This window comes from Allobosea sp. CS1GBMeth4 (assembly GCF_900185715.1).
Classification (GTDB): domain Bacteria; phylum Pseudomonadota; class Alphaproteobacteria; order Rhizobiales; family Beijerinckiaceae; genus Allobosea.
On sequence record NZ_FYAS01000004.1, the window covers coordinates 20,501 to 44,455 of the forward strand.

25 protein-coding genes are annotated in these 23,955 nt (G+C 68.6%); 16 read left to right on the forward strand and 9 right to left on the reverse strand.

What is annotated here, in order from left to right:
- The first annotated feature begins 3 nt into the window (after positions 1 to 3).
- From CS1GBM4_RS02250 to CS1GBM4_RS02280, 7 genes are all read left to right on the forward strand, one after another.
- Complete coding sequence (locus tag CS1GBM4_RS02250) at positions 4 to 507, forward strand: TRAP transporter small permease (protein ID WP_186417061.1); 504 nt, start codon at positions 4 to 6, stop codon at positions 505 to 507.
- The gene (locus CS1GBM4_RS02255; RefSeq protein ID WP_186417062.1) at positions 504 to 1,823 is read left to right on the forward strand and encodes a TRAP transporter large permease; all 1,320 of its coding nucleotides are present in this window, start codon (positions 504 to 506) and stop codon (positions 1,821 to 1,823) included. Before CS1GBM4_RS02250 ends, CS1GBM4_RS02255 begins: the two co-directional genes overlap by 4 nt.
- A gap of 20 nt (positions 1,824 to 1,843) precedes the next feature.
- Positions 1,844 to 2,158: a rhodanese-like domain-containing protein gene (locus tag CS1GBM4_RS02260; protein ID WP_186417063.1), complete on the forward strand. Its 315-nt coding sequence runs from the start codon at positions 1,844 to 1,846 to the stop codon at positions 2,156 to 2,158.
- A gap of 177 nt (positions 2,159 to 2,335) precedes the next feature.
- Positions 2,336 to 3,289: a DUF3829 domain-containing protein gene (locus tag CS1GBM4_RS02265; protein WP_186417064.1), complete on the forward strand. Its 954-nt coding sequence runs from the start codon at positions 2,336 to 2,338 to the stop codon at positions 3,287 to 3,289.
- A gap of 334 nt (positions 3,290 to 3,623) precedes the next feature.
- Entirely contained in the window at positions 3,624 to 5,933 is a 2,310-nt protein-coding gene (locus CS1GBM4_RS02270; protein ID WP_186417065.1) for a xanthine dehydrogenase family protein molybdopterin-binding subunit, read from the forward strand.
- Between the two features lie 133 nt (positions 5,934 to 6,066).
- Positions 6,067 to 6,498, forward strand: coding sequence for a cytochrome c (locus tag CS1GBM4_RS02275; protein ID WP_186417066.1), 432 nt, complete (start codon positions 6,067 to 6,069; stop codon positions 6,496 to 6,498).
- Positions 6,499 to 6,634: 136 nt separating this feature from the next.
- The gene (locus tag CS1GBM4_RS02280; RefSeq protein WP_186417067.1) at positions 6,635 to 7,570 is read left to right on the forward strand and encodes a cytochrome c; all 936 of its coding nucleotides are present in this window, start codon (positions 6,635 to 6,637) and stop codon (positions 7,568 to 7,570) included.
- 4 nt (positions 7,571 to 7,574) lie between these two features.
- On the opposite strand, the gene CS1GBM4_RS02285 is transcribed toward CS1GBM4_RS02280, so the two are convergent.
- The 6 genes from CS1GBM4_RS02285 to CS1GBM4_RS02310 all read right to left on the reverse strand — a co-directional run bounded on the left by CS1GBM4_RS02285 (position 7,575) and on the right by CS1GBM4_RS02310 (position 11,896).
- Positions 7,575 to 8,231, reverse strand: coding sequence for a hypothetical protein (locus CS1GBM4_RS02285; protein WP_186417068.1), 657 nt, complete (start codon positions 8,229 to 8,231; stop codon positions 7,575 to 7,577).
- On the reverse strand, positions 8,231 to 8,659 hold the full coding sequence (locus CS1GBM4_RS02290) for a RusA family crossover junction endodeoxyribonuclease (protein WP_186417069.1): 429 nt from the start codon (positions 8,657 to 8,659) through the stop codon (positions 8,231 to 8,233). Before CS1GBM4_RS02290 ends, CS1GBM4_RS02285 begins: the two co-directional genes overlap by 1 nt.
- 34 nt (positions 8,660 to 8,693) lie before the next feature.
- Positions 8,694 to 9,314 (reverse strand): XRE family transcriptional regulator, encoded by a 621-nt coding sequence (locus CS1GBM4_RS02295; RefSeq protein WP_186417070.1) that lies wholly within the window; start codon positions 9,312 to 9,314, stop codon positions 8,694 to 8,696.
- Positions 9,315 to 9,417: 103 nt separating this feature from the next.
- Positions 9,418 to 10,347, reverse strand: a complete 930-nt coding sequence (locus CS1GBM4_RS02300) for a DMT family transporter (protein WP_186417071.1) — start codon at positions 10,345 to 10,347, stop codon at positions 9,418 to 9,420.
- A 134-nt stretch (positions 10,348 to 10,481) separates the two neighbouring features.
- Positions 10,482 to 10,961: a GNAT family N-acetyltransferase gene (locus CS1GBM4_RS02305; RefSeq protein ID WP_210201515.1), complete on the reverse strand. Its 480-nt coding sequence runs from the start codon at positions 10,959 to 10,961 to the stop codon at positions 10,482 to 10,484.
- Positions 10,962 to 11,116: 155 nt separating this feature from the next.
- The gene (locus CS1GBM4_RS02310) at positions 11,117 to 11,896 is read right to left on the reverse strand and encodes an SDR family oxidoreductase (RefSeq protein WP_186417072.1); all 780 of its coding nucleotides are present in this window, start codon (positions 11,894 to 11,896) and stop codon (positions 11,117 to 11,119) included.
- Positions 11,897 to 12,130: 234 nt separating this feature from the next.
- Here CS1GBM4_RS02310 and CS1GBM4_RS02315 point away from each other — a divergent pair, with 234 nt between their 5' ends.
- Together CS1GBM4_RS02315 and CS1GBM4_RS02320 are read left to right on the forward strand one after the other, a co-directional pair.
- Entirely contained in the window at positions 12,131 to 13,078 is a 948-nt protein-coding gene (locus tag CS1GBM4_RS02315; RefSeq protein WP_186417073.1) for a UDP-2,3-diacylglucosamine diphosphatase, read from the forward strand.
- The gene (locus CS1GBM4_RS02320) at positions 13,078 to 14,166 is read left to right on the forward strand and encodes a glycosyltransferase family 1 protein (RefSeq protein WP_186417074.1); all 1,089 of its coding nucleotides are present in this window, start codon (positions 13,078 to 13,080) and stop codon (positions 14,164 to 14,166) included. Before CS1GBM4_RS02315 ends, CS1GBM4_RS02320 begins: the two co-directional genes overlap by 1 nt.
- A 21-nt stretch (positions 14,167 to 14,187) precedes the next feature.
- Here CS1GBM4_RS02320 and CS1GBM4_RS02325 read toward each other — a convergent pair whose 3' ends face one another.
- Entirely contained in the window at positions 14,188 to 15,975 is a 1,788-nt protein-coding gene (locus CS1GBM4_RS02325) for a cation:proton antiporter (protein ID WP_186417075.1), read from the reverse strand.
- A 189-nt stretch (positions 15,976 to 16,164) separates the two neighbouring features.
- On the opposite strand from CS1GBM4_RS02325, the gene CS1GBM4_RS02330 reads away from it, so the two are divergent.
- A complete protein-coding gene (locus CS1GBM4_RS02330) occupies positions 16,165 to 17,010 on the forward strand; it encodes a MoxR family ATPase (protein WP_186417076.1) in 846 nt (281 codons plus the stop codon).
- Here the strand turns inward: CS1GBM4_RS02330 and CS1GBM4_RS02335 are convergent.
- Entirely contained in the window at positions 16,985 to 17,617 is a 633-nt protein-coding gene (locus CS1GBM4_RS02335) for a hypothetical protein (RefSeq protein ID WP_186417077.1), read from the reverse strand. The genes CS1GBM4_RS02330 and CS1GBM4_RS02335 overlap by 26 nt on opposite strands.
- 78 nt (positions 17,618 to 17,695) lie before the next feature.
- Between CS1GBM4_RS02335 and CS1GBM4_RS02340 the strand changes: the two genes are divergently transcribed.
- Both CS1GBM4_RS02340 and CS1GBM4_RS02345 read left to right on the forward strand, forming a co-directional pair.
- The gene (locus CS1GBM4_RS02340) at positions 17,696 to 18,262 is read left to right on the forward strand and encodes a DUF2975 domain-containing protein (protein WP_186417078.1); all 567 of its coding nucleotides are present in this window, start codon (positions 17,696 to 17,698) and stop codon (positions 18,260 to 18,262) included.
- A gap of 9 nt (positions 18,263 to 18,271) precedes the next feature.
- Positions 18,272 to 18,517 carry a helix-turn-helix transcriptional regulator gene (locus CS1GBM4_RS02345; protein WP_186417079.1) on the forward strand — a complete coding sequence of 82 codons (246 nt, stop codon included), beginning with the start codon at positions 18,272 to 18,274 and terminating at the stop codon, positions 18,515 to 18,517.
- A gap of 6 nt (positions 18,518 to 18,523) precedes the next feature.
- Here the strand turns inward: CS1GBM4_RS02345 and CS1GBM4_RS02350 are convergent, their stop codons facing one another.
- Positions 18,524 to 19,786 (reverse strand): ABA4-like family protein, encoded by a 1,263-nt coding sequence (locus tag CS1GBM4_RS02350; RefSeq protein WP_186417080.1) that lies wholly within the window; start codon positions 19,784 to 19,786, stop codon positions 18,524 to 18,526.
- 102 nt (positions 19,787 to 19,888) lie between these two features.
- Between CS1GBM4_RS02350 and CS1GBM4_RS02355 the strand changes: the two genes are divergently transcribed.
- The 4 genes from CS1GBM4_RS02355 to CS1GBM4_RS02370 are packed head-to-tail and all read left to right on the forward strand — an operon-like array spanning position 19,889 to position 23,613.
- Positions 19,889 to 20,599, forward strand: a complete 711-nt coding sequence (locus CS1GBM4_RS02355) for a TetR/AcrR family transcriptional regulator (protein WP_244607006.1) — start codon at positions 19,889 to 19,891, stop codon at positions 20,597 to 20,599.
- A gap of 9 nt (positions 20,600 to 20,608) precedes the next feature.
- Positions 20,609 to 21,136 carry a histidine phosphatase family protein gene (locus CS1GBM4_RS02360; RefSeq protein ID WP_186417082.1) on the forward strand — a complete coding sequence of 176 codons (528 nt, stop codon included), beginning with the start codon at positions 20,609 to 20,611 and terminating at the stop codon, positions 21,134 to 21,136.
- A 13-nt stretch (positions 21,137 to 21,149) separates the two neighbouring features.
- Positions 21,150 to 22,598 (forward strand): YcjX family protein, encoded by a 1,449-nt coding sequence (locus CS1GBM4_RS02365; protein ID WP_186417083.1) that lies wholly within the window; start codon positions 21,150 to 21,152, stop codon positions 22,596 to 22,598.
- Positions 22,599 to 22,611: 13 nt separating this feature from the next.
- Positions 22,612 to 23,613 (forward strand): TIGR01620 family protein, encoded by a 1,002-nt coding sequence (locus tag CS1GBM4_RS02370; protein WP_186417084.1) that lies wholly within the window; start codon positions 22,612 to 22,614, stop codon positions 23,611 to 23,613.
- Positions 23,614 to 23,955 lie beyond the last annotated feature (342 nt).

Genomic DNA, 23,955 nt, shown 5'->3' on the forward strand with positions numbered 1-23,955 from the left:
CGCATGACCGACAGGGTGGGGGAAGCGCCGCCATCGCGCATCGACGCGGTGGCGGAGGCGGTCGCGCTCATCGGCGGGGTGCTGCTGGTCGCGCTCGCGACCATGGTCGTGGTCAGCGTGACCTTGCGCAGCGACCTGGTCGGAGCCGCCGGCGTGCCCGGCGATTTCGAGCTTGTGCAGATGACCACCGCCGTCGCCGCCTTCTGCTTCCTGCCGCTGTGCCAGCTCAGGCGCGGCAACATCTTCGTCGACACCTTCACCCTGAAGCTGCCGCGCCGCTGGCGCGACGGCCTCGACGCGCTCTGGGACGTGATCTACGGGCTCGCAATGGCGCTGATCGCCTGGCGCCTCGGCGTCGGCGCGCGCTCGGCCTACGCCAGCGGCGAGAACACCATGGTGCTGCAGCTGCCGAGCTATCTGCCGATCGCGATCTGCGCGGTGCTCGCCGGTTTCGTCGCGCTCGCCGCCTTCGTCAGCGCCAGCCGTCTGGCGAGGCAGGCCCGATGAGCGGCTTTTCCCTGGCGATCACCGGTTTCGCCGCGATGCTGGCGCTGATGGCGCTGCGCCTGCCGATCGGGCTCGCCATGCTGGTCGTCGGCAGCGCCGGCTATATCCAGCTCAACGGGCTCGAGCCGTTCCTGAACTATATCCGCACGACCCCCTATCAAATCTTCGCCAACTACACGCTGTCGGTGATTCCGCTGTTCGTGCTGATGGGGGCCTTCGCCGAACGCTCGGGACTGGCGGGCGACCTGTTCAAGGCGGCCTCCGCCTTCGTCGGCCATCGCCGCGGCGGCCTCGGCATGGCGATGATCGGCGCCTGCACGGGCTTTGGCGCGATCTGCGGCTCGTCGGTGGCGACGACGGCGACCTTCGCCCGTGCGCCCCTGCCGCAATTGCGCTCCTATCGCTACGATCCCGGCTTCGCCTGCGGCGTCACCGCCGTCGGCGGCACGCTCGGCATCCTGATCCCGCCATCGGTGATCCTCGTGGTCTATGCGATCTCGACCGAGCAGAACATCGCCAGGCTGTTCCAGGCGGCGCTGGTTCCCGGGTTGATGGCGACGGCGTTCTACTGCCTCACCATCTGGATCATGACGCGCCTCGACGGCAGGCTCGGCCCGGCCCATGAGCGCACGCCCTGGCGCGAGCGCGGGCCGCTTCTGGTCGGCGTCGTTCCGGCGCTGACGGTGGCGGTGATCGTCGTCGGCGGCATCTATGGCGGCGTCTTCACGCCGACCGAGGGCGCCTCGGTCGGCGCCTTCATCATGCTGGCGATCGGCCTGATCCGGCGCAGCCTCGGCCTCGACGGCATCAGGCAGGCGATCCTGCAGACCGCCGAGACCTCGGCGATGATTTTCGCCATCCTGCTCGGCGCCGAGGTGTTCAACGCCTTCCTGGCGCTGACGCAGGTCCCGACCGCGGCGGCGGAGATGATCGCCGCCTCCGGCTGGCAGCCCTATACGGTGCTCGTCGGCCTGCTCGTCTTCTACATCGTGCTCGGCGGCGTCATGGACGAGCTCGCCATGATCCTGCTCACCCTGCCGGTGTTCTTCCCGATCGTGACGGCGCTCGATTTCGGCATGCCGAGCGACGACATCGCGATCTGGTTCGGCATCCTCGTGCTGATCGTGGTCGGCATCGGCATGACCTGCCCGCCGATCGGACTCAACGTCTTCGTCGTCGCCTCGCTGGCGCGCGACGTGCCGGTGACGCGGATCTATCGCGGCGTCCTGCCCTTCGTCGCCGCCGACATCATCCGGCTCGCCATCTGCGTGGCATTCCCGGCGCTCAGCCTCTATCTGGTGAGGCTCCTGAACTGAGCGAGCCCGAGAGCAGCAGCATGATCGTTCACGACCTCGACATCGACGCCGTCAAGACAGGGCTGGCCGACGGCTCGATCCTGATCGTCGACGTGCGCGAGCCGCACGAATACGCGGCCGGGCGCATTCCGGGCTCGGTGTCGCTGCCGCTCTCGCGGTTCGATCCCGCCGACCTGCCGAACGAGCCGGGCAAGCGCGTGGTGCTGTCCTGCGCCGCCGGCGTGCGCTCGCTGCGGGCGCTGGAGTTCGCGCAGGCCGCCGGGCTCGACATCGACAGCCACTATATCGGCGGCTTCAAGGACTGGGCCACGCGCGGCGAGCCGGTCGAGCGCTGAGTATCGCTGCGAATCCCCTGGCTGTCATCCTTCGGGACTCAGCCTGCTGCTGCTCCTCGGAACGAGGGCTGTATTTGTCAGGCTGGCCCCACGGCCTTCCGGTTGCGGTTCAAGACGCCAGCACCGATAAGATGGCGCGGCCCGTAGATCGGCCGCGGTCTACCAAAAGGTGCCCTGATGAAGGCTTCCTCCCTGCTGAGTCTCGCCCTCGCAGCCCTGCTCTGCACCGCATCGGCGGCGCCGTCGGCCTTCGCGCAGGCTGCCCCGCAGGCCGCGCCGAAGCGGCCGGCGCAGGATCCGGAGCTGCAGGCGGCGATCGCGAAGTCGAACGCCTATACCGCGCTAGCCAACCGGACGCTGAGGGCGATCGAATCCTGGGACCGCTACAAGAGCTGGGTCGACATGAAGAAGGGCCCGACCGGCAAGGAGCGCTACATCTCCTACGGGCTCTACAGCCTGTATGACGTGACGAGCGAGATCGCCAAGGCCGAGGCGGCGACCGGCCAGGCGCCGGGGCAGCCGGAGCTCGACGGCGCGGTGAAGCGCTACATCGCCGCCTATCAGGAGCTCGCGCCGCTGATCACGCGGGCCGAGCGCTATTACGAGCGCAAGGATTATCGCGCCGACAACGCCGCCGAGGGCCGTGAGCTGCACGCCCGGATGGTGCCGACGGCCGAGGCCTTCCTGCGCGAGCGGGCAGCGTTCGACGGGCAGCTCGGCGCCTACAAGAGAGGCATCGACGCGCGCGAGCTCGCGGCGATCGAGGCGAGCGAGGGCCGCCAGGCGCGCTGGCAGCTGCGCAACATCATGATCAATGCGCGCGCCGTGATGGACCGGATGCCGAGCAACGAGAAGCCGATCGTCGATCTCGCCGCCTTCGATGCGGCGCTCGCCGGCTACGCTGCGGCGATCAGGGAGATGGACGCCTTCAAGGATAAGAACCAGTCCGGCGTGCCGATCATCGATTCGCAGGCCAGCTCCTGGCTCGGCGCGCTGCGCGATTTCCGCGAGAAGCTCGGCAAGTCGAAGGGCGATGTCCGCAAGGGCGCGGCGAACGATGCCAACCGGATCGTCTCCAGCTATAATATGATGGTGTCGCTGTCCGACAGCGCCGCCCGCATGATCCGCTGAAGATGAGGCGGCATTCCGGGACGCCGCAGAGCGGCGGGCCCGGAACCCATATCCGCTCCGCTACGGACGATACCGGAGGCTTTCGCCCACGGGATCGTCCTCGTGTCCATGGTTGCGGGGCTCCTCGCTGCGCGGGGCCCGGACTGGCGGTGTGTGTGAAATTGGCCGGCATGTATCGACAAGGCCCCGGCCTGCCCTAGAATACCCTCCATAGCGCCCGCTGGCCGGAAGCCTGCGCTCCATGCATTCCGGCCCCAGCATGCGGACCGGGGTGACGGCGCGGCGATCCTGCGCCAGTCTTTCTCATTCGAGTGATCCGAAGGAATTCTTGCCGATGCGTCCGATGAAGTTCGGGATGGGCCAGCCGATGCGGCGGGTCGAGGATCAGCGCCTGACCACCGGCACTGGCCGCTACACCGACGACACCGCGGTCGAGGGCGCGCTGCACGCCTATGTCCTGCGCTCGCCGCATGCGCATGCCAGGTTCAAGATCATCGACAAGGAGACGGCGCGCAAGCGCAAGGGCGTCAAGCTGATCCTGACAGGCGAGGATGTCGCCGATCTCGGCGACATTCCCTGCAAGGGGCTGATCAAGGAGGTCTCCGGCGAGCCCGTGAAGCCGACGCATGTGCCGGTTCTGCCGGTCGACACCGTGCGCCATGTCGGCGAGGCGATCGCCTTCATCGTCGCCGAGACGCTCGACCAGGCGCGCGATGCCGCCGAGGCGATCGAGATCGAGTTCGAGACGCTGCCCTCGGTCACGGGCATCGCCGAGGCGCTCGACGCCAAGGCGCCGCAGGTCTGGCCCGACCGGGCCGGCAACGTCGCCTTCGAGGCGGAGCAGGGCAATCGCGACAGGACGGAGAAGGCCTTCGCCAAGGCCGACCGCACGGTCTCGATCACCATCGTCAACAATCGCCTCGCCTCCAACTACATGGAGACGCGTGCCTGCATCGCCGAATACGACAAGGCGGGCAAACGCTGGACGCTGACGCTCGGCAGCCAGGGCAGCCACGGCATGCGCGACATCCTCGCCAAGAACGTCCTCAAGGTCGATCCGGCCCGGATCCGGGTGATCACCCCCGATGTCGGCGGCGGCTTCGGGACCAAGATCTTCATGTACCGCGAATACCCGCTGACCATGGTCGCGGCGGAGAGGCTGAAGCGGCCGGTACGCTGGGTCGCCGACCGGACCGAGCATTTCCTCGCCGACACCCATGGCCGCGCCAACCTCACCACCGCGACGATGGCCCTCGACAAGCGTGGCAGGTTCATCGGCCTGAAAGTCGACCTCGCCGCCGATATGGGCGCCTATCTCTCGCAGTATGGGCCCTTCATTCCCTGGGTCGGCACGACGATGACGCCGGGCTGCTACAACATCCCGGCCGTGCATGTCCGCTTCCGCGGCGTCTTCACCAATACGACGCCGGTCGACGCCTATCGCGGCGCCGGGCGGCCCGAGGCGGCCTATCTGATCGAGCGCCTGGTCGACGCGATCGCGCGCGAGACCGGCAGGACGCCGGACGCGGTGCGCGCGCAGAATTTCGTCAAGCCGAGCGAGATGCCGCACAAGACGCAGACCGGCCCGGTCTACGATTCCGGCGAGTTCGAGGGCCATATGCGCCGCGCCATGGAGGTCGCGGACTGGAAGGGCTTCAAGAGCCGTCTCAGGGCCTCGCAGAAGGCCGGCAAGATCCGCGGCATCGGCCTCGCCTGCTATATCGAGGCCTGCGGCGGCGGCGGGCCGGAGAGCTCGACCGTGATCCTCGAGAAGGACGGCACCGTCACCGTGCTGATCGGCACCCAGTCGAACGGGCAGGGGCACGAGACCGCCTATTCGCAGCTGGTCGCGCAGCATCTCGACATCCCGCTCGACCGCATCAGGGTGATCCAGGGCGATACCGACCGGATCGCCACCGGCTCCGGCACCGGCGGTTCGCGCTCGATCCCCGTCGGCGGCGCGGCGCTCAACGCGGCGACCGGCATCCTCGCCGACAATCTGAAGAGCCTCGCCTCGGACGCGCTCGAAGCCAGCCCCGGCGACCTCGAGATCGTCGACGGGGCCGTGCGCATCGTCGGCACCGACAAGAAGCTCGATCTCAAGGCGATCGCCAACCTGCCCGGCGCGAAGGCGGAGCAGCTCAGCGTCCATCAGAGCTGGACGCCGCCGGAGGCGACCTATCCGAACGGCACCCATGTGGTCGAGCTGGAGATCGATCCGGCGACGGGCGGCACCGAGATCCAGAACTATGTGGTGGTCGACGATTTCGGCGTGACGCTGAACCCGATCATGCTGCAGGGCCAGGTCCATGGCGGCGCGGCGCAGGGCATCGGCCAGGCGCTGATGGAGGAGATCCGCTTCGACTCGTCCGGCCAGATGCTGACCGCGACCTTCATGGACTATGCCCTGCCGCGCGCGATCGACATCCCGAGCTTCCATTTCGAGACGCGCAACGTGCCCTGCGTCACCAACGCCATCGGCGTGAAGGGCGCGGGCGAGGCCGGCGCGATCGGCGCCTGCCCGGCCGTCATGAACGCTATGGTTGACGCGCTCGACCGCGCCGCCGGCATCAAGGCGATCGACATGCCCGCGACGCCGGCCAAGGTGTTCGCGACCTTGCGGGAAGCGGGATATCGGCCCTGATGCAAGGAGGCATTTGCCTGTTTGCAAGGCCTTTCACGAGAATGCGACTTGGCGCTGTCCCGGTCGCCGGTTGATCTGGAAGAGTTCCAAACGGCGTCGGTCCCGGCGCCAGCCTTCCGGAGGATAACCACGCATGCTTCGCTCTGCTTTCGTCGCCCTCGGCCTCGCCGTCGGCGTCTCCGCCGTTCTGGCCCAGGCCAATCCGATCGCCGAGCGGCGCGACACGATGAAGGCCGTCGGCGCGGCGACACGCGAAGGCGCGGCGATGGCCAAGGGCGAAGCGCCGTTCGACGCCGCCAAGGCGCAGGCGGTGTTCAAGGCCTATGGCGACGCCGCCAAGAAGATGCCGGCGCTCTATCCGGACAGCGCCAAGACCGGCGGCGAGACCACGGCGGCGCCGAAGATCTGGGAGGACCAGGCCGGCTTCAAGGCCGCCTTCGCCAAGTTCGAGGCGGATGCCGCCAAGGGCGCGGCCGTGACCGATCTCGCCGGCTTCCGCACCGCCTTCGGCGACGCGACCAAGAATTGCGGCGGCTGCCACGAGGTCTATCGCATCAAGAAGTGACGGCGGATAAACGCCATCGGATTTGACCTGATCGACGGAGCGGGCTTCCTTTCGAAGGCCCGCTCCTTCGTATCGAGGTCGGTCGAGTCGCGCCGTGGCAGGCGCGCTGCTGCCGTGACAACAGGATGAGGAACCGATGCGCCGCCTGCTGATCACGCTTCTGGTCTTCATCGCGCTCGGCGCCGCCGGCTTTTTCGTCCTCACCGATCCCCGGCTGGTCTCGCCCGGCCCGGAGATCGGCACGCTGCCGGCGCCGGACATCGAGAACGGCAAGCTGCTGTTCGCGGCGGGCGGCTGCGCCTCCTGCCATGCGACGCCGGGGCAGGACGACAAGACGCGGCTGGGCGGCGGGCTGGTGCTGGATTCGCCCTTCGGCAAGTTCCATGCGCCGAACATCTCGCCGCATACGCGCGACGGCATCGGCAACTGGGGCACGGCCGATTTCATCCAGGCGATGACCGCCGGCGTCTCGCCCTCGGGCCAGCACTACTATCCGGCGTTTCCCTACACCTCCTACCGGCTGATGCCGGCGAAGGCCGTCGCGGATCTCCTGGCCTATATCCGCACGCTGCCATCGGTGGAGGGCAAGGCGCCGGCCCATGAACTCGCCTTCCCGTTCAACGTCCGGCGCCTCGTCGGCGGCTGGAAGCTGCTGTTCTTCGAGGGCGCGCCGTTCAAGCCCGATGCCGGCAGGAGCGAGGAATGGAATCGCGGTGCCTATCTGGTCAACGGACCGGGCCATTGCGCCGAGTGCCATTCCAGCCGCAACCGGTTCGGCGCGATCGTCCAGGCGACGCGCTTCGCCGGCGGGCCGGATCCCGAGGGCAAGGGCTGGGTGCCGAACATCACCCAGGCCGAGGACGGGCTCGGCAAATGGTCGAAGGCCGAGATCGCCGAACTGCTGAAGACCGGCTTCACGCCGAGCTTCGACAGCGTCGGCGGCTCGATGGCGGCCGTGGTGCGCAACATCGCGCAATTGCCGGAGGCAGACCGCCTGGCAATGGCCGAGTACCTGAAATCGCTGCCCGCCGTGCAGGGGCCGCCGCGGCCACAGAAGGCGGCGGGCGGGTAGAGAGCTAGGCTGCGTTGGCTTCCAGTGTTTCCGAGATCGCGGACAGGACCAGTTGGACATCAGCCGGCGCAGGCTCGACATCAACATCCCCGTGCACGATCCTGTTGCGCAGATCGATTAGCGACCGCACACGCCGTTCGAGTTGCGGTTCGATGTAGCCGTTCATTGCAAGCGTTTGCAGGACTGTGCCCGGTGTAAGTGGCTTGTTGGCTGTTTCTGGTGCCTTGGAATGCAGAGCAGCCTCCAAAAGTGACCATGCCATCACGAACGCCGCCCGGTGCTGTCCCTGGCTCGTCATTTTGTTCACTTCATCAATCCGCGCGCGGAGCTTTGATGGCGATCCCGGTCGGATCGCTATGCGTTGCACTTGGCTCGCGCCCATGAAAACAACGTCGAAACGCCAATCAGGGTGGCCGTCGAAAAGTTTGCGAATCCGCTGAAGAGACTCTTGTATCGTGGTCGAGTTTTGGCTCTTCACCTCGATAGCGACGTTCACCCCTGGCTTTTGAGCAATTGCATCTGGCCTATATGAACCCAAGAAGGCCGGAAGATCATTCGATGCTGGATGGATTTTGAAACTGAAACCCTGCTGCTCGTACCGCGAGCGCAAGCTTTCGAGAAACTCCGATTCTTGTAACGAAGCTTGAGCATGCGCCGCCATCAGAGCTTCCTCCAGGTCAAATCGTCGTCCACCCGAATGTAGACAACGGGGGCTGCCTTATCCAAGGCCGCTGCCAGTTGATCGGTTGGACTTGCAAAGGCTCGATCGATTTCCGGCTCGAATTTTTGAGAGACGACACGTTCGACCACGCTGTCGTCGAGATAGGCGACGCCTATGAGTGCATCCATTATCGGCTTTATGATGTTATCGATGTCGCCTTCCATCGGGGCATTCGCAAAGTAGTAAATCGTAAGCGCGAGTGCTCGCTCATCCAGAAATCCGACCTCATCGGTTTCTTGCCGTCGTCGACGGGCCGCTTCGGAAACTATAGTTCTCCAACGAGCTTTCGATCCGGCGCTGGCTCCAAGCGAGATCGGGGTGCCTTCGACGAAGAACTCGAGTGGGAAGAGCACAACTTGCTCCGGCATTCGCGTTATTCCGAGAGGCGCTCGAAGGCTCCCTTTAATCCATCACCGCCGCCTTGAGGATGCAGACCATCAGCGCCGTTCCCGGCTGGTCGCCGACGCAGCGGACGACGTGCTGCCGGTCGCAGCGATAGCGCAGGGTCTCGCCGGCCCTGGCGCGCTGGGTGATGCCGCCGACCTCGACCTCGAACTCGCCCGAACTGACCGAGAGCGATTCGATCGAGCCGCGCTGGTGGCCCTCCGAATCGAGCTCGCCGCCGGGCTCGGCGCTGACCTCGTACCATTGCAGCCATTCGACGGTCTTGATCCAGCCGATGATGGCGAGCCGCAGCTTGCCGTCCTCGGAGACCAGGATCGGCGTGTCGGACCGGGCGATCTTCTCGATGAAGGCCTCTTCCTCATTGGTCGAGAGCACGCGCTCGATCGAGACGTCGAGCGCCTGGGACAGCCGCCAGATCGTCGCCAGTGTCGGGTTGGTCTCGTTGCGCTCGATCTGGCTGATGATCGACTTGGCGACGCCGGACTGCTCCGCGAGCTCGGAAAGCGACAGGTTGTAGGCCTTGCGCAGCCGCTGGATCGTCTTGCCGAGCTGGCCCGAAATCACCTGCGCGCCGGATTCCAGCTCGCGGCCGCCACGTTCCCTGGTTTCGATGCCCATTGCGCTCTGCCTGTCGTCGCCCGCCATCCGTTTGGGAAAGAGAACGATTGTTTGTCCTAGCGGACAATGCCTCGGATCGTTTCAAGCGGCAAGTCGAGGGGCCTCAGACCGAGCGGGACGGGCCGGCTTCGCGCGTCTCCTTCTTGAGCAGGCCGAGCTGCTGCTCGCGCAGGATCACATAGATGCCGGAGGCGATCACGATCAGCGAGCCGAGGATCACGGCCAGGACCGGCCATTCGCCGAAGACGAACCAGCCGAGCGCCGTCGCCCAGATCATCGTCGAGTATTCGAAAGGGGCGATCAGCGAGGCGTCGCCATAGCGATAGGCCTGGACCAGCAGGATCTGGCCGAGGCCGCCGAGGATGCCGATCACGACGAGCAGCGCGAAATCCGTCCAGTCCGGGGTGGTCCAGCCGAGCGCGAGCGTGAGCAGGCCGAGCAGCGAGGTCAGCGACATGAAGTAGAAGACGATGGCGCCGGTCTTCTCGGTCTGCGTCAGCAGCCGGACCTCGATCGAGGCGAAGGCGGAGCAGAAGGCGCCGCCGAGCGCCAGCAGCGCCCCGATGGCCGGGCCGCCCGAGAGCCCGTGCCCGAAGCTCTGAGCGCCCATATGCGGGGAGAGCATCAGCAGCACGCCGAGGAAGCCGACGGCGACGGCGGTCCAGCGATAGATGCGCACGCGTTCCTTCAGGATGAGCGCCGCCAGCACCACGACGATCAGCGGCGCGGCGTAGCCGATCGCCACCGCGTCGGAGAGCGGCAGCAGATGCAGCGCGGCGAAGCCGAGGAACATGCCGGTCGAGCCGATGACGCCGCGCTTGAGATGGCCACGCAGATTGCTGGTCTTGAGCGCGGCCGGGAACTCGCGGCGCCAGGCCAGCCAGGCGATCAGCGGGATCAGCGCGAAGAAGGAGCGGAAGAAGACGAGCTCGCCGGTCGGGTAGCGCGAGGCCAGCGTCTTGATGCCGGCCGACATCAGCGTGAACGACAGGGCCGAAAGCAGCTTGAGGCTGATGCCGAGGAGCGGTGACAAGGGGAAAAGGTCGGGCACGAGGAGTGGAAGTCTTGTGCAAGACTTGTGTCCCTTAGACCACGGGCATGGAGCCGTTCCAAGCGTCGATCTTGCAGGACGGACAGGCAGCCGGCGGGACGCGATGGCGGTGCCGATCAAGCGAGGTGGAATTCGAGGATCTCGTCGCCATGATCGTCGAAGCTGCCGGTCGGGCGCCAGCCCAGGTGCCGGTAGAAGCCGTGGGACCGCATGGTGGGGTCTGGCGAGCAGCCGAGGAACAATCTGGCGAAGCCGAGCTCCCTGAACTCGTCAGCGACCAGGCCGAGCAACGTCTTGCCGACGCCCTGGTCCTCATGGTCCGGCAGGAGCGCGAGCACGGCGATCTCGCCGGTACGCCGCTCGCCGAAGCAATAGCCGACGATCTCGCCACCGACGGTGGCGACATGACCCGGCAGGCTGCCATCGGCGATGGCCGAGCGCCAGCTTTCCAGCGTGATGCCGCGCGCAGCCAGTCGCTCGACCGAGACGGCGTTCTCTCGTGTCCTGCCGCGCAGCAGGAGGCAGGCCGGCGTGTCGTCGGGAACGGCGCGCCGGTAGGCGATGCTCATGGTCGGCGGCGTCTTCTCGGCGCTCATGTCGAGGGCGCTTTCCTGCAAGCAAGGCCCGGGACCCATTCCGGAACCTTTCCGATAGAGGTTTCAGGAATGGATCCCGGATCTCCGCTTCGCTTCGTCCGCGATGACAGACAGGCGCGACCTTCCAGCGGGGGAGGAGCTGATCCTCCGCTGTCTCAGAAATTCGCCCGGAACGAGCCGCCGTCGATCAGGAAGTTCTGGCCGGTGATGTAGCCGGCATGGGCGCTGGCGATGAAGGCGCAGAGCTTGCCGAACTCGTCGGGCGTGCCGAGACGGCCGGCCGGGACGGCAGCGAGCCGCCGCTTCGTCGCTTCCTCGATGCTGATGCCCTGCATCTCGGCGACCTTGTTGGTCGCAGTCTTGATCCTGTCCGTGTCGAACACGCCCGGCAGGATGTTGTTGATGGTGACGTTGGCATGGGCGATCTCGCGCGCCACGCCGGCGAGGAAGGCGGTGAGGCCGGCGCGGGCGGCCGAGGAGACGTCGAGCCCGGTCAGCGGCGTGAGCACGCTCGCCGAGGTGATGTTGACGATGCGGCCGAAGCGCCGCTCGATCATGCCGTCGACGACGCGCTGCACCAGCTCGAGCGGGGTCGCCATGTTCTGCGCGACGCCTTCGAGCAGGGCCTCGCGCGTCACCTCGCGGAAGGGCTTGGGCGGGGGGCCGCCATTGTTGTTGACGAGGATGTCCGGATTCGGCGCGGCCGCGAGCAGCGCGTCCTGGCCGGCCCTGGTCGAGACGTCGGCGACGACCGCGACGACGTTCGCGCCGGTGCTGGCGCGGATCGCGCTCGCGGTCTCCTCGAGCGTCTTGGCGTCGCGGCCGTTGACGACGACCGCGCAGCCGGCCTCGGCCAGCGCCTGCGCGCAGCCGCGGCCCAGCCCCTTGCTCGAGGCGCAAACGATGGCCGTGCGGCCGGCGATACCCAGATCCATTGTCGTCTCCCGGAAAGGTCAGTTCCTGTGCGCGCAGGCAAAGCACGGTTTTCCCGCCGCGTCATCAAAGCGTAGTGCAAATCAGACACACGCCGGTGAGCCCGCTCCGGTCAGCTTGTCCGCAAGCAGACCGGAAAAGCGGTCTCAAACATGGGATGAGAGACGGATTCACCGCCGGATTGGTCCAATCCGAGCGGATCCGGCTCTCGCATCACACTGGATGGACCAGCGAGCATGAGCGACGACAGCGACGCCAGGCAGGTTCGCAGCATCTTCATCTCCGACCTGCATCTCGGCACGCGCGGGGCGCAGGCGGACCTCGTGCTGGAGTTCCTGCGCGCCTATGACGCTCCGACCATCTACCTGGTCGGCGACATCATCGACGGCTGGCGGCTGAAGAGCGGCTGGTACTTCCCGCAGACGCATAACGACGTGGTGCAGAAGCTGCTGCGCAAGGTCCGCAAGGGCTCGAAGCTGATCTACGTCACCGGCAACCACGACGATTTCCTGCGCGACTATACCGGCCTGCAGTTCGGCGGCATCACCGTGGTCGACGACGTCATCCACGAGACGGCCGACGGCAAGCGCATGCTGGTGATCCATGGCGACCTGTTCGACCTCGTGGTGCGCAACGCCAAATGGCTCGCCCTGCTCGGCGACTGGGCCTACACGATCGCGCTCGTGCTTAACCACGGCATCAACCGGGTCCGCCGCATCCTGCGCCTGCCACACTGGTCGCTCTCGGCCTGGGCCAAGCACAAGGTCAAGAACGCGGTGAACTATATCGGCGAGTTCGAGCAGTGCCTCGTCGACGAGGCGCGCCGGCACAGGGCCGACGGCGTGATCTGCGGGCATATCCACCATGCGGCGCAGCGCGAGATCGCCGGGCTGGGCTACATCAACACCGGCGACTGGGTCGAAAGCTGCACCGCGGTGGTCGAGCATGATGACGGCCGCTTCGAGATCGTGCGCTGGCCGCAGCACCGGCTGAAGGGCGGCAGGCCGGCCCTGCCGGCGCCAGCCGCGACACGTCCGGCGCCTGCACCGGGCCTGGTCGAGGCCGCCCGGGTCATGCTCTCCAAAAGTGGAAGCCATTCCTGGGGTGAGAGCGTGCCCCGGCATCTCGATCCGGCGCGAATTCTCGGCGTTCAGCCGGAGCCGGCCGAACGGAAGGCGCGCTGATGCGCGTCCTGATCGCCACGGATGCCTGGCGGCCGCAGATCAACGGCGTCGTGCGGTCGCTGGAGCGGATGGTCGAGGCGGCGCCGGAATTCGGCGTCACGCCGCACATGCTGACGCCCGAGGGATTCCGGCAGATCGGCCTGCCGTCCTATCCCGATATCCGCATCGCGCTGGCGAGCCGCCGGCACATCGCCGGGCGCATCGCCGAATTCGGCCCCGACCATGTCCATATCGCCACCGAGGGGCCGATCGGCTGGCTGACGCGGGCGGTCTGCCTTGCCCAGAAGCGCACCTTCACCACGAGCTATCACACCCGCTTCCCGCAATATGTCGCCGCGCGCTGGCCGATCCCCGAGAGCTGGAGCTATCGCTTCCTGCGCCGTTTCCACGATCCCGCGGCGGGCGTGATGGTCTCGACCGCCACGGTCGAGGCGGAGCTGCGCGCCCATGGCTTCGAGCGCATCCTGCGCTGGGGGCGCGGCGTCGACCTCTCCCTGTTCCATCCGCGCCCCGGCAGCGTGCTCGACCTGCCGCGGCCGATCTTCCTCAGTGTCGGGCGCGTCGCTGTCGAGAAGAATCTGGCGGCCTTCCTGTCGCTGCGCCTGCCCGGCAGCAAGGTCGTCGTCGGTGACGGCCCGGCCCGTGCCGACCTGCAGCGCGCCTTCCCGGAGGTGCATTTCCTCGGTGCGCGCGAGGGCGAGGAGCTGGCGGCGATCTACGCCTCCTCCGACGTCTTCGTGTTCCCGAGCCTGACCGACACCTTCGGCATCGTCCTGCTGGAGGCGGCCGCGAGCGGTCTTCCGGTCGCGGCGTTCCCGGTGCAGGGACCGAGCGACGTCTTCGCCGGCAGCCAGGCGGCGGTTCTGCACGAGGACCTGCGCCAGGCCGCGCTCTCGGCGCTGCGCCTGCCGCGCGAGGCAGGGCTCGCGCTCGCCGCCGGCCATAGCTGGCGCAGCAGCGCCGAGCAGTTCTACGGCCATATGCGGCGCGCGATGCACGCGGCGGCCGGGAAGCCGGCCCGCATCGAGCCGGCGCCGGCGGGGCTGTCCGTACGGCTGGAGGCGGCGGAGCGGAAGGAATTCGCCTGAGCCTTCGTCAGGCGCGCAGGGTCACAGCCTGCGCGAGCGGACATGGCGCGGCAGCACGCGGTCGGGCCCGCTCGCCGGCTTGAGCTCGCTGCGGAAATCGTCGCGGCGCTGGTGCACCGAGGCGATGACGAGGCCCATCGGGACGCCGAGCCCGACCAGCGCGGCTTCCGACAATTGCAGGCTGGCCTCGATCGTTTCCGGCACGGCGTCGTTGACGCCGATCTCGTAGAGGTGCCTCGCATGCTTCGCGTCGCGGGCGCGCGCGACGATGACGAGATCCGGCCGCATGCCGCGGGCCGCCGCAACGATGTCGTCGACGGCGCGGGGATTGTCGATGGTCACGATCAGGGCGGTGGCCTCCGCGACCCCGCAGAGGCGCAGGAAATCCGGCTTGGTGGCGTTGCCGTAGAAGGCGGGGCGGCCGGCGCGGCGCTGCGTCGCGATCAGGGCCGGGTCGGCGTCGACGGTGATGTAGGGGACCTTGTGCTGCTCGAGCATCTCGCCGACGAGGCGGCCGACGCGGCCGAGCCCGACGACGATGGCCCGCGGCGCATGATCGTGCGGCGGCAGGATGGCGGCCTCCGCCGGAAGGTTCACCGCCGGAGCGAGGCGGGCAGAGAGCGCCCGCGCCAGGCGCGCGGCGAGCGGCAGGCCGATCATGGTCAGCGAGACGCCGGCGAGCACCAGCGCGGCGGCGTTCTGGTCGACCAGCCTGGCGGCGACGGAAGCGGTCAGCAGCACGAAGGCGAACTCGCCGCCGGGGCCGATCATGATCGCGGTTTCGAGCGCAGTCGGCAGCGACAGCCTGAAATAGCGCGCGAGCAGGAAGGTGATCGCGACCTTGGTCAGGAAGAGCCCGGCGGCGATGCCGAGAATCGCGACCGGCTGGGCCGCGAGCGCCGCCGGATTCACGCTCATGCCGACCGTCAGGAAGAAGACGCCGATCAGCAGCGACTTGAACGGTTCGATCGTCACCTCGATGGCGCGGCGATATTCGGTCTCGGCCAGCAGCAGCCCGGCGATGAAGGCGCCGAGCCCCATGGAAAGTCCGGCCGCGGCGGCGATCAGCCCGGTGCCGAGCGCGACCAGCAGGGTCGCCGCCATGAAGCTCTCCGAGGAATCGGTCGAGGCGACGAGGCGGAAGAGCGGGCGCATGGCGAGGCGCCCGATGACCACGATGGCCGCGATCGCCGCGGCCGCCTGCAGCGCCGCCTGGGTCAGGCCGACCAGCAGCGAGGCGCCGCCCTGCGTGCCGAGCACGCTGACGAGGAAGAGCAGCGGGATCACCGCCAGATCCTGGCAGAGCAGAATGGCGAAGCTGGAGCGCCCGGCCGAGGAGGTGATGCGGCGATGGGCCGAGAGCAGCTCGACGACCATCGCGGTCGAGGACAGTGCGAGCGCCGTGCCGATCAGCAGCGCCGCGGGCGCTGGCTGGCCGAAACCATAGGCGACGGCCCCGATCGCCGCGGCCGAGAGCGCGACCTGGCCGAGGCCGAGCCCGAAGACGAGCCGGCGCATGGTCGTCAGGCGCTCGAAGGACAGCTCCAGCCCGATGACGAGCAGCAGGAAGGCGACGCCGAGTTCGGCGGGGCCGGCCAGCGCTTCGGCGTTGGAGACGGTGATGGCGCTGAGGAGCGGCACCTTGGCGACGAGGCCGCCGAGGCCGTAGGGGCCGAGCACGGCGCCGCAGGCCATGAAGGCGACGACCGAATTGACGCGGAAGCGCTTGGCGAAAGGCACGATCACGCCGGCCGTGGCGAGCACGACCACGGCGTCGCGATAGGCGGAAGGATCGATCGTCCCGGCCACGTCACCCTCTGGGAATCAGGCAAAGCTGCCGATGGGCAAGCTTTGCTTCGCAGTGCCTTGCAACACAAACCAAATCGCGCGACGGGCTGGCGAAAACTTGCCCCGTCGCCGGCCGGCCTCTAAGCACTGTGCCGTTCGCAGCGGCAGGACCTGGCTCTGTCCGCGGGTCAGCCACGCAGAGGACCTCGCATGCGCTTTACCGGCACCGCCTCCTACGTCGCCACCGAGGACCTGACGGTCGCGGTCAACGCCGCGATCCGGCTGGAGCGGCCGCTGCTGGTCAAGGGCGAGCCGGGTACCGGCAAGACCGTGCTGGCCGAGGAGGTCGCCGCCGCGCTCGGCGCGCCGCTGCTGACCTGGCACGTCAAGTCGACCACCAAGGCCCAGCAGGGACTCTACGAATACGATGCGGTCAGCCGGCTGCGCGACAGCCAACTCGGTGACGCCCGCGTCTCCGACATCGCCAACTACATCAAGCGCGGCAAGCTCTGGGAGGCCTTCGTCTCGCCGGTGCGCCCGGTGCTGCTGATCGACGAGATCGACAAGGCCGACATCGAGTTTCCCAACGACCTGCTGCTCGAGCTCGACCGCATGGAGTTCCATGTCTACGAGACCGGCGAGACGATCAGGGCGGCGCAGCGGCCGGTGATGATCATCACCTCGAACAACGAGAAGGAGCTGCCGGACGCCTTCCTGCGGCGCTGCTTCTTCCACTATATCCGCTTCCCGGACGCGGAGACGATGCAGCGCATCGTCGAGGTCCATTTTCCCGGCATCAAGAAGCGGCTGATGGAGGAGGCGCTGCGGCTGTTCTTCGAGGTGCGCGAGGTGCCGGGCCTCAAGAAGAAGCCCTCGACCTCCGAGCTGCTGGACTGGCTGAAGCTCCTCGTCGCCGACGATATCGGCCCCGAGGTGCTGCGCGAGCGCGATCCGCGCAAGCTGATCCCGCCGCTGCACGGCGCGTTGCTGAAGAACGAGCAGGACGTCTCGCTGTTCGAGAAGCTGGCCTTCATGGCGCGGCGGGAGAGCCGCTGAGGCGGACGCCCGTCGCGGTCTCGCAGGGCGGGATCGCGGTGGCGAGATCGACCTTGGGATCGATGGCGCGGACGGCTTCGACGAGGTCGAAATCGCGCATCAGCAGGACATAATCCTGTGTCTCCGACGTCCTGAGATAGCCGGTCATCGTGATCGGCTTGCCGGAGAGCTCGCCGAGCCGGCAAGCCTTGTCGGCACCGAGAGCGAAAGAGCCGCGATTGCCGCTGTTCTGCGGCCCGGCGAACATCTCCTCGCGGAAGGCGCCGAGGCGCGCGGCGTCGGCGGCACCGAGCCTGAACAGGGTGAAGCGACGCCCCGGCGAGACCAGTGCCGGCAGTTTCGCCAGCTCGACCGCGTCCCGCACCTCCTCCAGCACGACCTTGCGCTCATGCCGCCCGCCGTCCCGGGGCATGGCGACGATCGTCATGGTGACGCCGCCCGGCAGCGGGCGGATATCGGCGGGCAGGCTGATGCCGGCGCGCAGCTGCGTCAGGTCGGTCGTCCTGACGTCGATCTTCGACAGTTTCGGCAGCGAGCTCAGCGGGACATGGCCGCAGCCGGCGAGCAGGCAGCACAGCAGGAAATGGGCGGGCAGGGCAGGGCGCATCACAATTCTCTTGAAAGGGCTTTGACATTGATAAATTCGTCTATTACTTTAATTTTGTCAATCACGGAGTGTAAAAATATGGCACCGCTCGAAACGCCGACCCATGCTGGACCCGCCATGGCGAGGCTGCGTCGCGTCAGCATGGTCGCGCGCTTCCTGTGCTTCGCGGCGGCGACGCTGATGGCCCTCGGCGCGGTCTGGCTCTGGCGCGATCCCGAACTGCTCGCCGCCTATGTCCGGGGCACGATCGGGCTCAGCGTGCCGGTCGGTCCGCCGTCCGAGCGCGGCTACTGGATCGCGCTCGCGATCGGCCTCGTGCCCGCCGGCCTGTTCGTCGCGGCGATGCTGCGCCTCGCCGGCCTGTTCGGCCGCTTCGGCCGCGGCCAGGTGCTGGAAGAGGAGAATGCGCAGCGGCTGACGCGGATCGGCTGGCTGCTCACGGCGATGGGCGTGGCGACGCCGCTCTCGCGCATGCTGCAGAGCGTGGCGCTCACCTTCGACAACCCGCCCGGCCAGAGGCATCTCGCCGTCACCCTCGATCCCGGCATGTTCGGCGCGCTCGCGGCCGGGGCTGCGCTGGTCGCCTTCGGCCTCGTGCTGAAGGAGGCCGTCAGGCTCGCGGACGAGAATCAGAGTTTCGTGTAGGACGGGGCGATGCCGATCATCGTCGAACTCGATGTCATGCTGGCGCGCCGCAAGATGCGCTCCAAGGAACTGGCGCAGCGCATCGGGCTGACCGAGCAGCAGGTCTCCCAGCTCAAATCCGGCAAGGTGCGCGGCATGCGCTTCGACACGCTGACCCGGATCTGCGCCGTGCTCGACTGCCAGCCCGCAGACCTGCTGCGCTATGAGCCGGGCGCCGACGATCTCGCGCCGGGCTCGGGGCCGGACGAGGGGTAGCGCTCCTCAGCCGAAGCCGAGCAGCGGGCGGCCCTGCAGCGCCGCGACGAGAGCCGTCGCGGTGACCGCGGCATAGGCGGCGGAAACCGTGGCCAGGGCGAGGAGCCCGAGCCGGCTCCGCCGCGTCGCCAGCCGGAGCGCGAGGCCGACGGCCGGGATGATCTGCAAGGCGTGCAGGCCGAGGAAGTGGGCGACGCGCAGGTCGCCGACCGTCAGCGACCAGCCGAGGAACGGGATCGTCGGGTGGGCCTGCGGCACCGCGCCGACATAGTGCCCGCTCGGGCTGGAGCTGAGGATCGCACCGCTGGCGAGCCCGAAGACGCAGGTCAGGGCGAGGCCGACGACCAGCGACCAGCGCACGATCTCCGGCATCGGCGCGGCGTCGCGGCGGGCGAGGCCGTAGGCCAGCAGCCCGGGCGCGACCGTGAAGATCACCGCGCCGATCCCCATCACGGCGTAGAGGGCGATGCCGAGCCAGTCGTCGCGGTTGTAGTGCGAGGCTTCCAGCCGCGATGCGCGCCAGGCGATGTAGAGCACCTCGAGGATGATCGGCACGATCACCGGCCAGACGATGTAGCGTCCGGCCCAGGAGGCGCGGAAACGCTCGCCGGCGAGCGGCAGGACGACGGCCAGCGTCAACAGATAGACGGCGACCGAGATCTCGAACTTCAGTGGCTTGATCCAGGTGTCGACCCCGTGGAACTGCCGGACGTCGATCAGCCAGGCGAGAGCGGTCGGCACGGCCAGGGCGGCCATCGCGCAGGCCGCGGCGGTGAGGCGCGGCTCGAATTCGAGATCGCGCAGCCAGCCGGGAAGGCGGGCCTGGAAACGGGCGATCCGGTCCTCCCGGGCGAGGCGAAAGCAGGCCTCGATCAGGAGATAGGCGAGATAGCCGAACGGGCCGAACAGGAAGGTCGCCAGCAGCACGGGCAGCATCAGCCAGTGCGGGATCGCCTCGGCCTGCGAGCGCCGCAGCATCCAGTTGCCGAGGAAGAGGTCGAAGGCGAGGTAATGGACCCAGCCGGCGAGCAGCAGCGGCTTCGAGGCAAAGAGCGCCGCGACCGAATCGAGGGAGGAGAAGCCGCCCTTCGCATCATGCCAGTGCACGGCGATCAGCACGGCGTAGCCGAGCGAAAGCAGGGCCGGGATGAGCCAGCCGGCCAGGGCCGCCGAAAGGCCGCGCCAGCGCGGCAGCAGGATCAGCGCGAGCCAGCCGAGCACGGCGAGCTGGTTCGCACGGGCGAAGGCATCGTCGAGGGAGAAGGGCATGCGCGCTCCGAACTTGACGGTGTTCAGTTGCGGCGTTGTCCTATTCCGCTATCTTAACGGCGTCAAGTTTGAACTTGGCGCTCTCCGGACGAAGGCGTGGCGATGATGGCGGGCGGGGCGACGAAGCGAAGCGGCTATCATCATGGCGACCTGCGCCAGGCGATGATCGAGGCGGCCGAAGCGGTGCTGGCCGAGAAGGGCGTCGGCGGCTTCACCCTGCGCGAATGCGCCCGGCGGGCCGGCGTCTCGCCCGCGGCGCCGGCACATCATTTCGGCAATCTCGCCGGCCTGCTGACCGCGATCGCGACGCTCGGCTTCGATGATCTGTCCGAGACCATGGAGGCGGCCGTCGCGCGGGCGGTGGCGTCCGGCGGCGACCGGCTGGCGGCGATCTGCGAGGCCTATCTCGCCGTCGCGCTGAACCGACCCGGGCGTTTCCGCGTCGTGTTCGGGCGGCTCGGCCTGAAGAGCGGGGACGAGGAGCTGCGCCGGGCCGCCGTCCGCGCCTTCGGCATCCTGGTCCGGGAGACCAAGCTGGCGCTGGGGCGCGGCGTCGATGGCGGCGAACTGCTGACGCGCCTGCCGTCGAGCTATGGCGGCGATGCCGATCTCGCCGAGATCCTGTTCGTCTGGTCGGTCACCCACGGCTTCTCGACCATGCTGATCGACGGCCAGCTCGCGCCCTTCGACCAGCAGCCCGGCGGGCGCGAGCTCCTGCTCGGGCTCTATTCCGGCCGGCTCATGGAGATGCTGCGCGCCGCCATGCGAGGTTCCGCCGCCATGCCACTCGCAAATCCCGCCAGCCATGGTTAGATGGCGGCCATGCGCCGCCTGATGCTCCTGCGCCACGCCAAATCGGCCTGGCCCGCCAACACCGCCGATCGCGACCGGCCGCTCGCGACGCGCGGGCGCGAGGCTGCTCCGGTCATGGGCCGCTATCTCGCCGAAGAGCTGCTTTTGCCGGACCTGGTCCTGATCTCGCCGGCCAGGCGTACGGTCGAGACCTGGGAGCTGGTCAGGCCGATGCTGCCGGAGAGGCCGGCGACACATTTCGAGCCGCGCATCTACGAAGCCAAGGCCGAGCGCCTGCTCAAGGTCGCGCAGGAGACCGAGCCGGAGGTCCGCACGCTGCTGATGATCGGCCATAATCCCGGTTTCGAGGAGCTCGCGGCCAGACTCACCGGGCATGGCGACCGCTATGCGGCGGCGCGGATGGCGCAGAAATATCCGACCTGCGGGCTCGCGGTGCTCGATTTCGCCATCGAGGACTGGCGCGATCTCGCCGCGCAAGGCGGCAGGCTCGACCGTTTCGTCACGCCCGAATCGCTGGGCGAAGGGCCGGACGAGTGATGCGGACCGCCTGATGGCGTCTGGCTCCTATCTCGACGAGGCGCGCAATGCCGCGCTCGCCTTCGGCGACAGCCTGCTCGGGCTGGCGCGGCCGCGCCTGCGCATCGGCGTCACCGGCCTGTCGCGCTCGGGGAAGACGGTCTTCACCACCGCGCTGATCCAGAACCTGCTCGAAGGCGCGAAGCTGCCGGTGCTGAAGGCCTCGGCGGAGGGGCGGATCGCGCGGGTCAGGCTGGTGCCGCAGCCCGATCCCGAGATTCCGCGCTTTCCCTATGAGGCGCATCGCGCGGCGCTCTCGGGGCCGGACCGGCGCTGGCCGGAGTCGACGCGTCGCATCTCGGAGCTGCGGCTCGAGATCGACTACGAGCGTGCCGAAGGCTGGTTCAGGGGGCCGGCGACGCTGACCCTCGACATCGTCGACTATCCCGGCGAATGGCTGCTCGATCTCGCCCTGATCGGGCAGGACTATGCCGGCTGGTCGGCGCAGGCGGTCGCCGATGCGCGAAAGCCGCACAGGCTCGGCGTCTCGGGGGCGTGGCTCGCCGGTCTGGCGCTGCACGACCCGGCCGGCCCGGTGGACGAGCTGGCGGCCGAGGCTGCGAGCGATGTCTTCAAGGCCTATCTCGCCGCGCTGCGCGCCGATCCCGAGGCGGTGGCGGTGACGCCGCCCGGGCGTTTCCTGATGCCGGGCGATCTCGAGGGTTCGCCGGCCCTGACCTTCGCGCCGCTCGACCTGGCGCCGGGCGCCGAACCGCGGGCCGGCACGCTCGCCGGGCTGATGGCGGAGCGGTTCGAGGCCTATAAGCGCGTCGTGGTCGGCCCGTTCTTCCGCGAGCATTTCGCCAGGCTCGACCGGCAGATCGTGCTGGTCGACGCGCTGGCGGCGCTCGATGCCGGCCCGGCCGCGCTGGCCGATCTCGAAACCGCGCTGGGCCAGGCGCTCTCGGCCTTCGCGGTCGGCCGCAACAGCCTGCTCTCGAGCCTGTTCGCGCCGCGGATCGAGAAGGTGCTGTTCGCCGCGACCAAGGCCGACCATCTCCATCATACGAGCCATGACCGGCTCGCCGGCGTGATGTCGCATCTGGTCGCGCGCGCCGCGGCGCGGGCGCAAGGGGCGGGGGCCAAGGTCGAGGCGATGGCCTTCGCCGCGATCCGCGCCACGCGCGAGGTCCGCATTCGCGAGGGCCGCGAGGAGCTGCCGGCGATCGCCGGCGTCCCCGAAGCGGGGGAGGTGGTCGACGGAGAGGTCTTCGACGGGCAGGCCGAGGCCGCGATCTTCCCCGGCGATCTGCCGGCCCGGCCCGAGACGATCTTCGATCCGGAGGCGCCGCGCTGGCATGTGCGGGCGCCGCGTTTCCGGCCGCCGCTGGTCAAGCCGGATGCCGGCGGGCGCCTGGCGCCGCCGCCGCAGATCCGCCTCGACCGCGCGCTCGAATTCCTGATCGGCGACAGGCTGGCGTGAGGGAGGGCTCGCTATGAGCAAGGCGCCGCGCGCCGTCCGCCTCGATCCGCAGGACGGCTCCTCCGACGACACCGTCTTCGGCGGCCGCGGCGATGTCGCGATCGTGCCGGAGATGGAGCCGATCGAGCCCGAAGCGCCGGTTCCCGAAGCCGCGCGACGCCGGCGCTTCAGCTGGGGCAGCCTGTTCGTCGCGGCGCTGTCGGCCCTGCTGGCGCTCTCGATCGCCGTCTGGGCCGAGCAGACGATCACCTGGCTGCTCGCGCTCAACCCCGCCGTCGGCATCGCGGCCCTCGTCTGCGCCAGCGTGGCGGCGCTGGCGCTGCTGGTCATGCTGTTGCGCGTCCTGCGCGACATCCTGCGCGAGCGGCGGGTCGAGGCGCTGCGCGAACGCGCCGCGGCCGCCCTCGCTGCCGGCGATCTCGCGGCTGCGCGTGGCGTCGCCACCGATCTCGACAGGCTCTATGCCGGCCGGCCGGAAACGGCGAAGGGCAGGGCGGAGCTGTCGGCCCATACGCCGCAACTGCTGGCGGCGCGCGACCTGCTCACCGTCGCCGAGCGCAGCCTGCTCGCGCCGCTCGACGCGCTCGCCCAGGCGCAGGTGGCGCAGGCGGCGCGGCGGGTCTCGCTGGTGACGGCGGTGAGTCCGCGCGCGCTCGTCGACGTCGTCTTCGTGCTCGTCGCCTGCGCGCGGTTGCTGCGGGCGATCGCGACGATCTATGCCGGCCGGCCGGGAGCGCTCGGCCTGATCAGGCTGGCGCGGCAGGTGCTCGGCCATCTCGTCGTCACCGGCGGCATGGCAGCGGGCGACGCCGTCATCCAGCAGGTGCTCGGCCAGGGGCTGGCGGCGCGGCTTTCGGCCAAGCTCGGCGAGGGCGTGCTCAACGGGCTGCTCACCGCGAGGATCGGGCTCGCCGCCATCGCGGTCTGCCGGCCGCTGCCCTTCGTCGAGGAAAGGCCGCCGGGCCTGTCCGACGTAGCCGGAGACCTCTCCGGCTGGGGCGGCAAGGGCGAGTGAACCTCCGCCGTCATTCCGGGGCGACGCGCAGCGTCGAGCCCGGAATCCAGATCTGCCGGCGTTGCCGGAATGGACGCTGCCGTCCGAGCCTCTTTCGAAGAGCGCCGTGGTCATGGGCACCGGGCTCAGCCCTATCGGGCTGCCCCGGAATGATGGCGGCGCCCGGCAGAATTTGCCGGCAGGGGACGAATCTGCCCGGTCGGAAGCGTCGGGAAACGCTTCGAAAACCATCCAAGTCATTGAAATGGTTCAGGCATGGCCATGGCACAGGCCGTGCAAACTCACCCTCGGTTCGACATGCCGCCCATGGGGGGCGCAGGTCCAGGCCCGATGGCCAGGTGA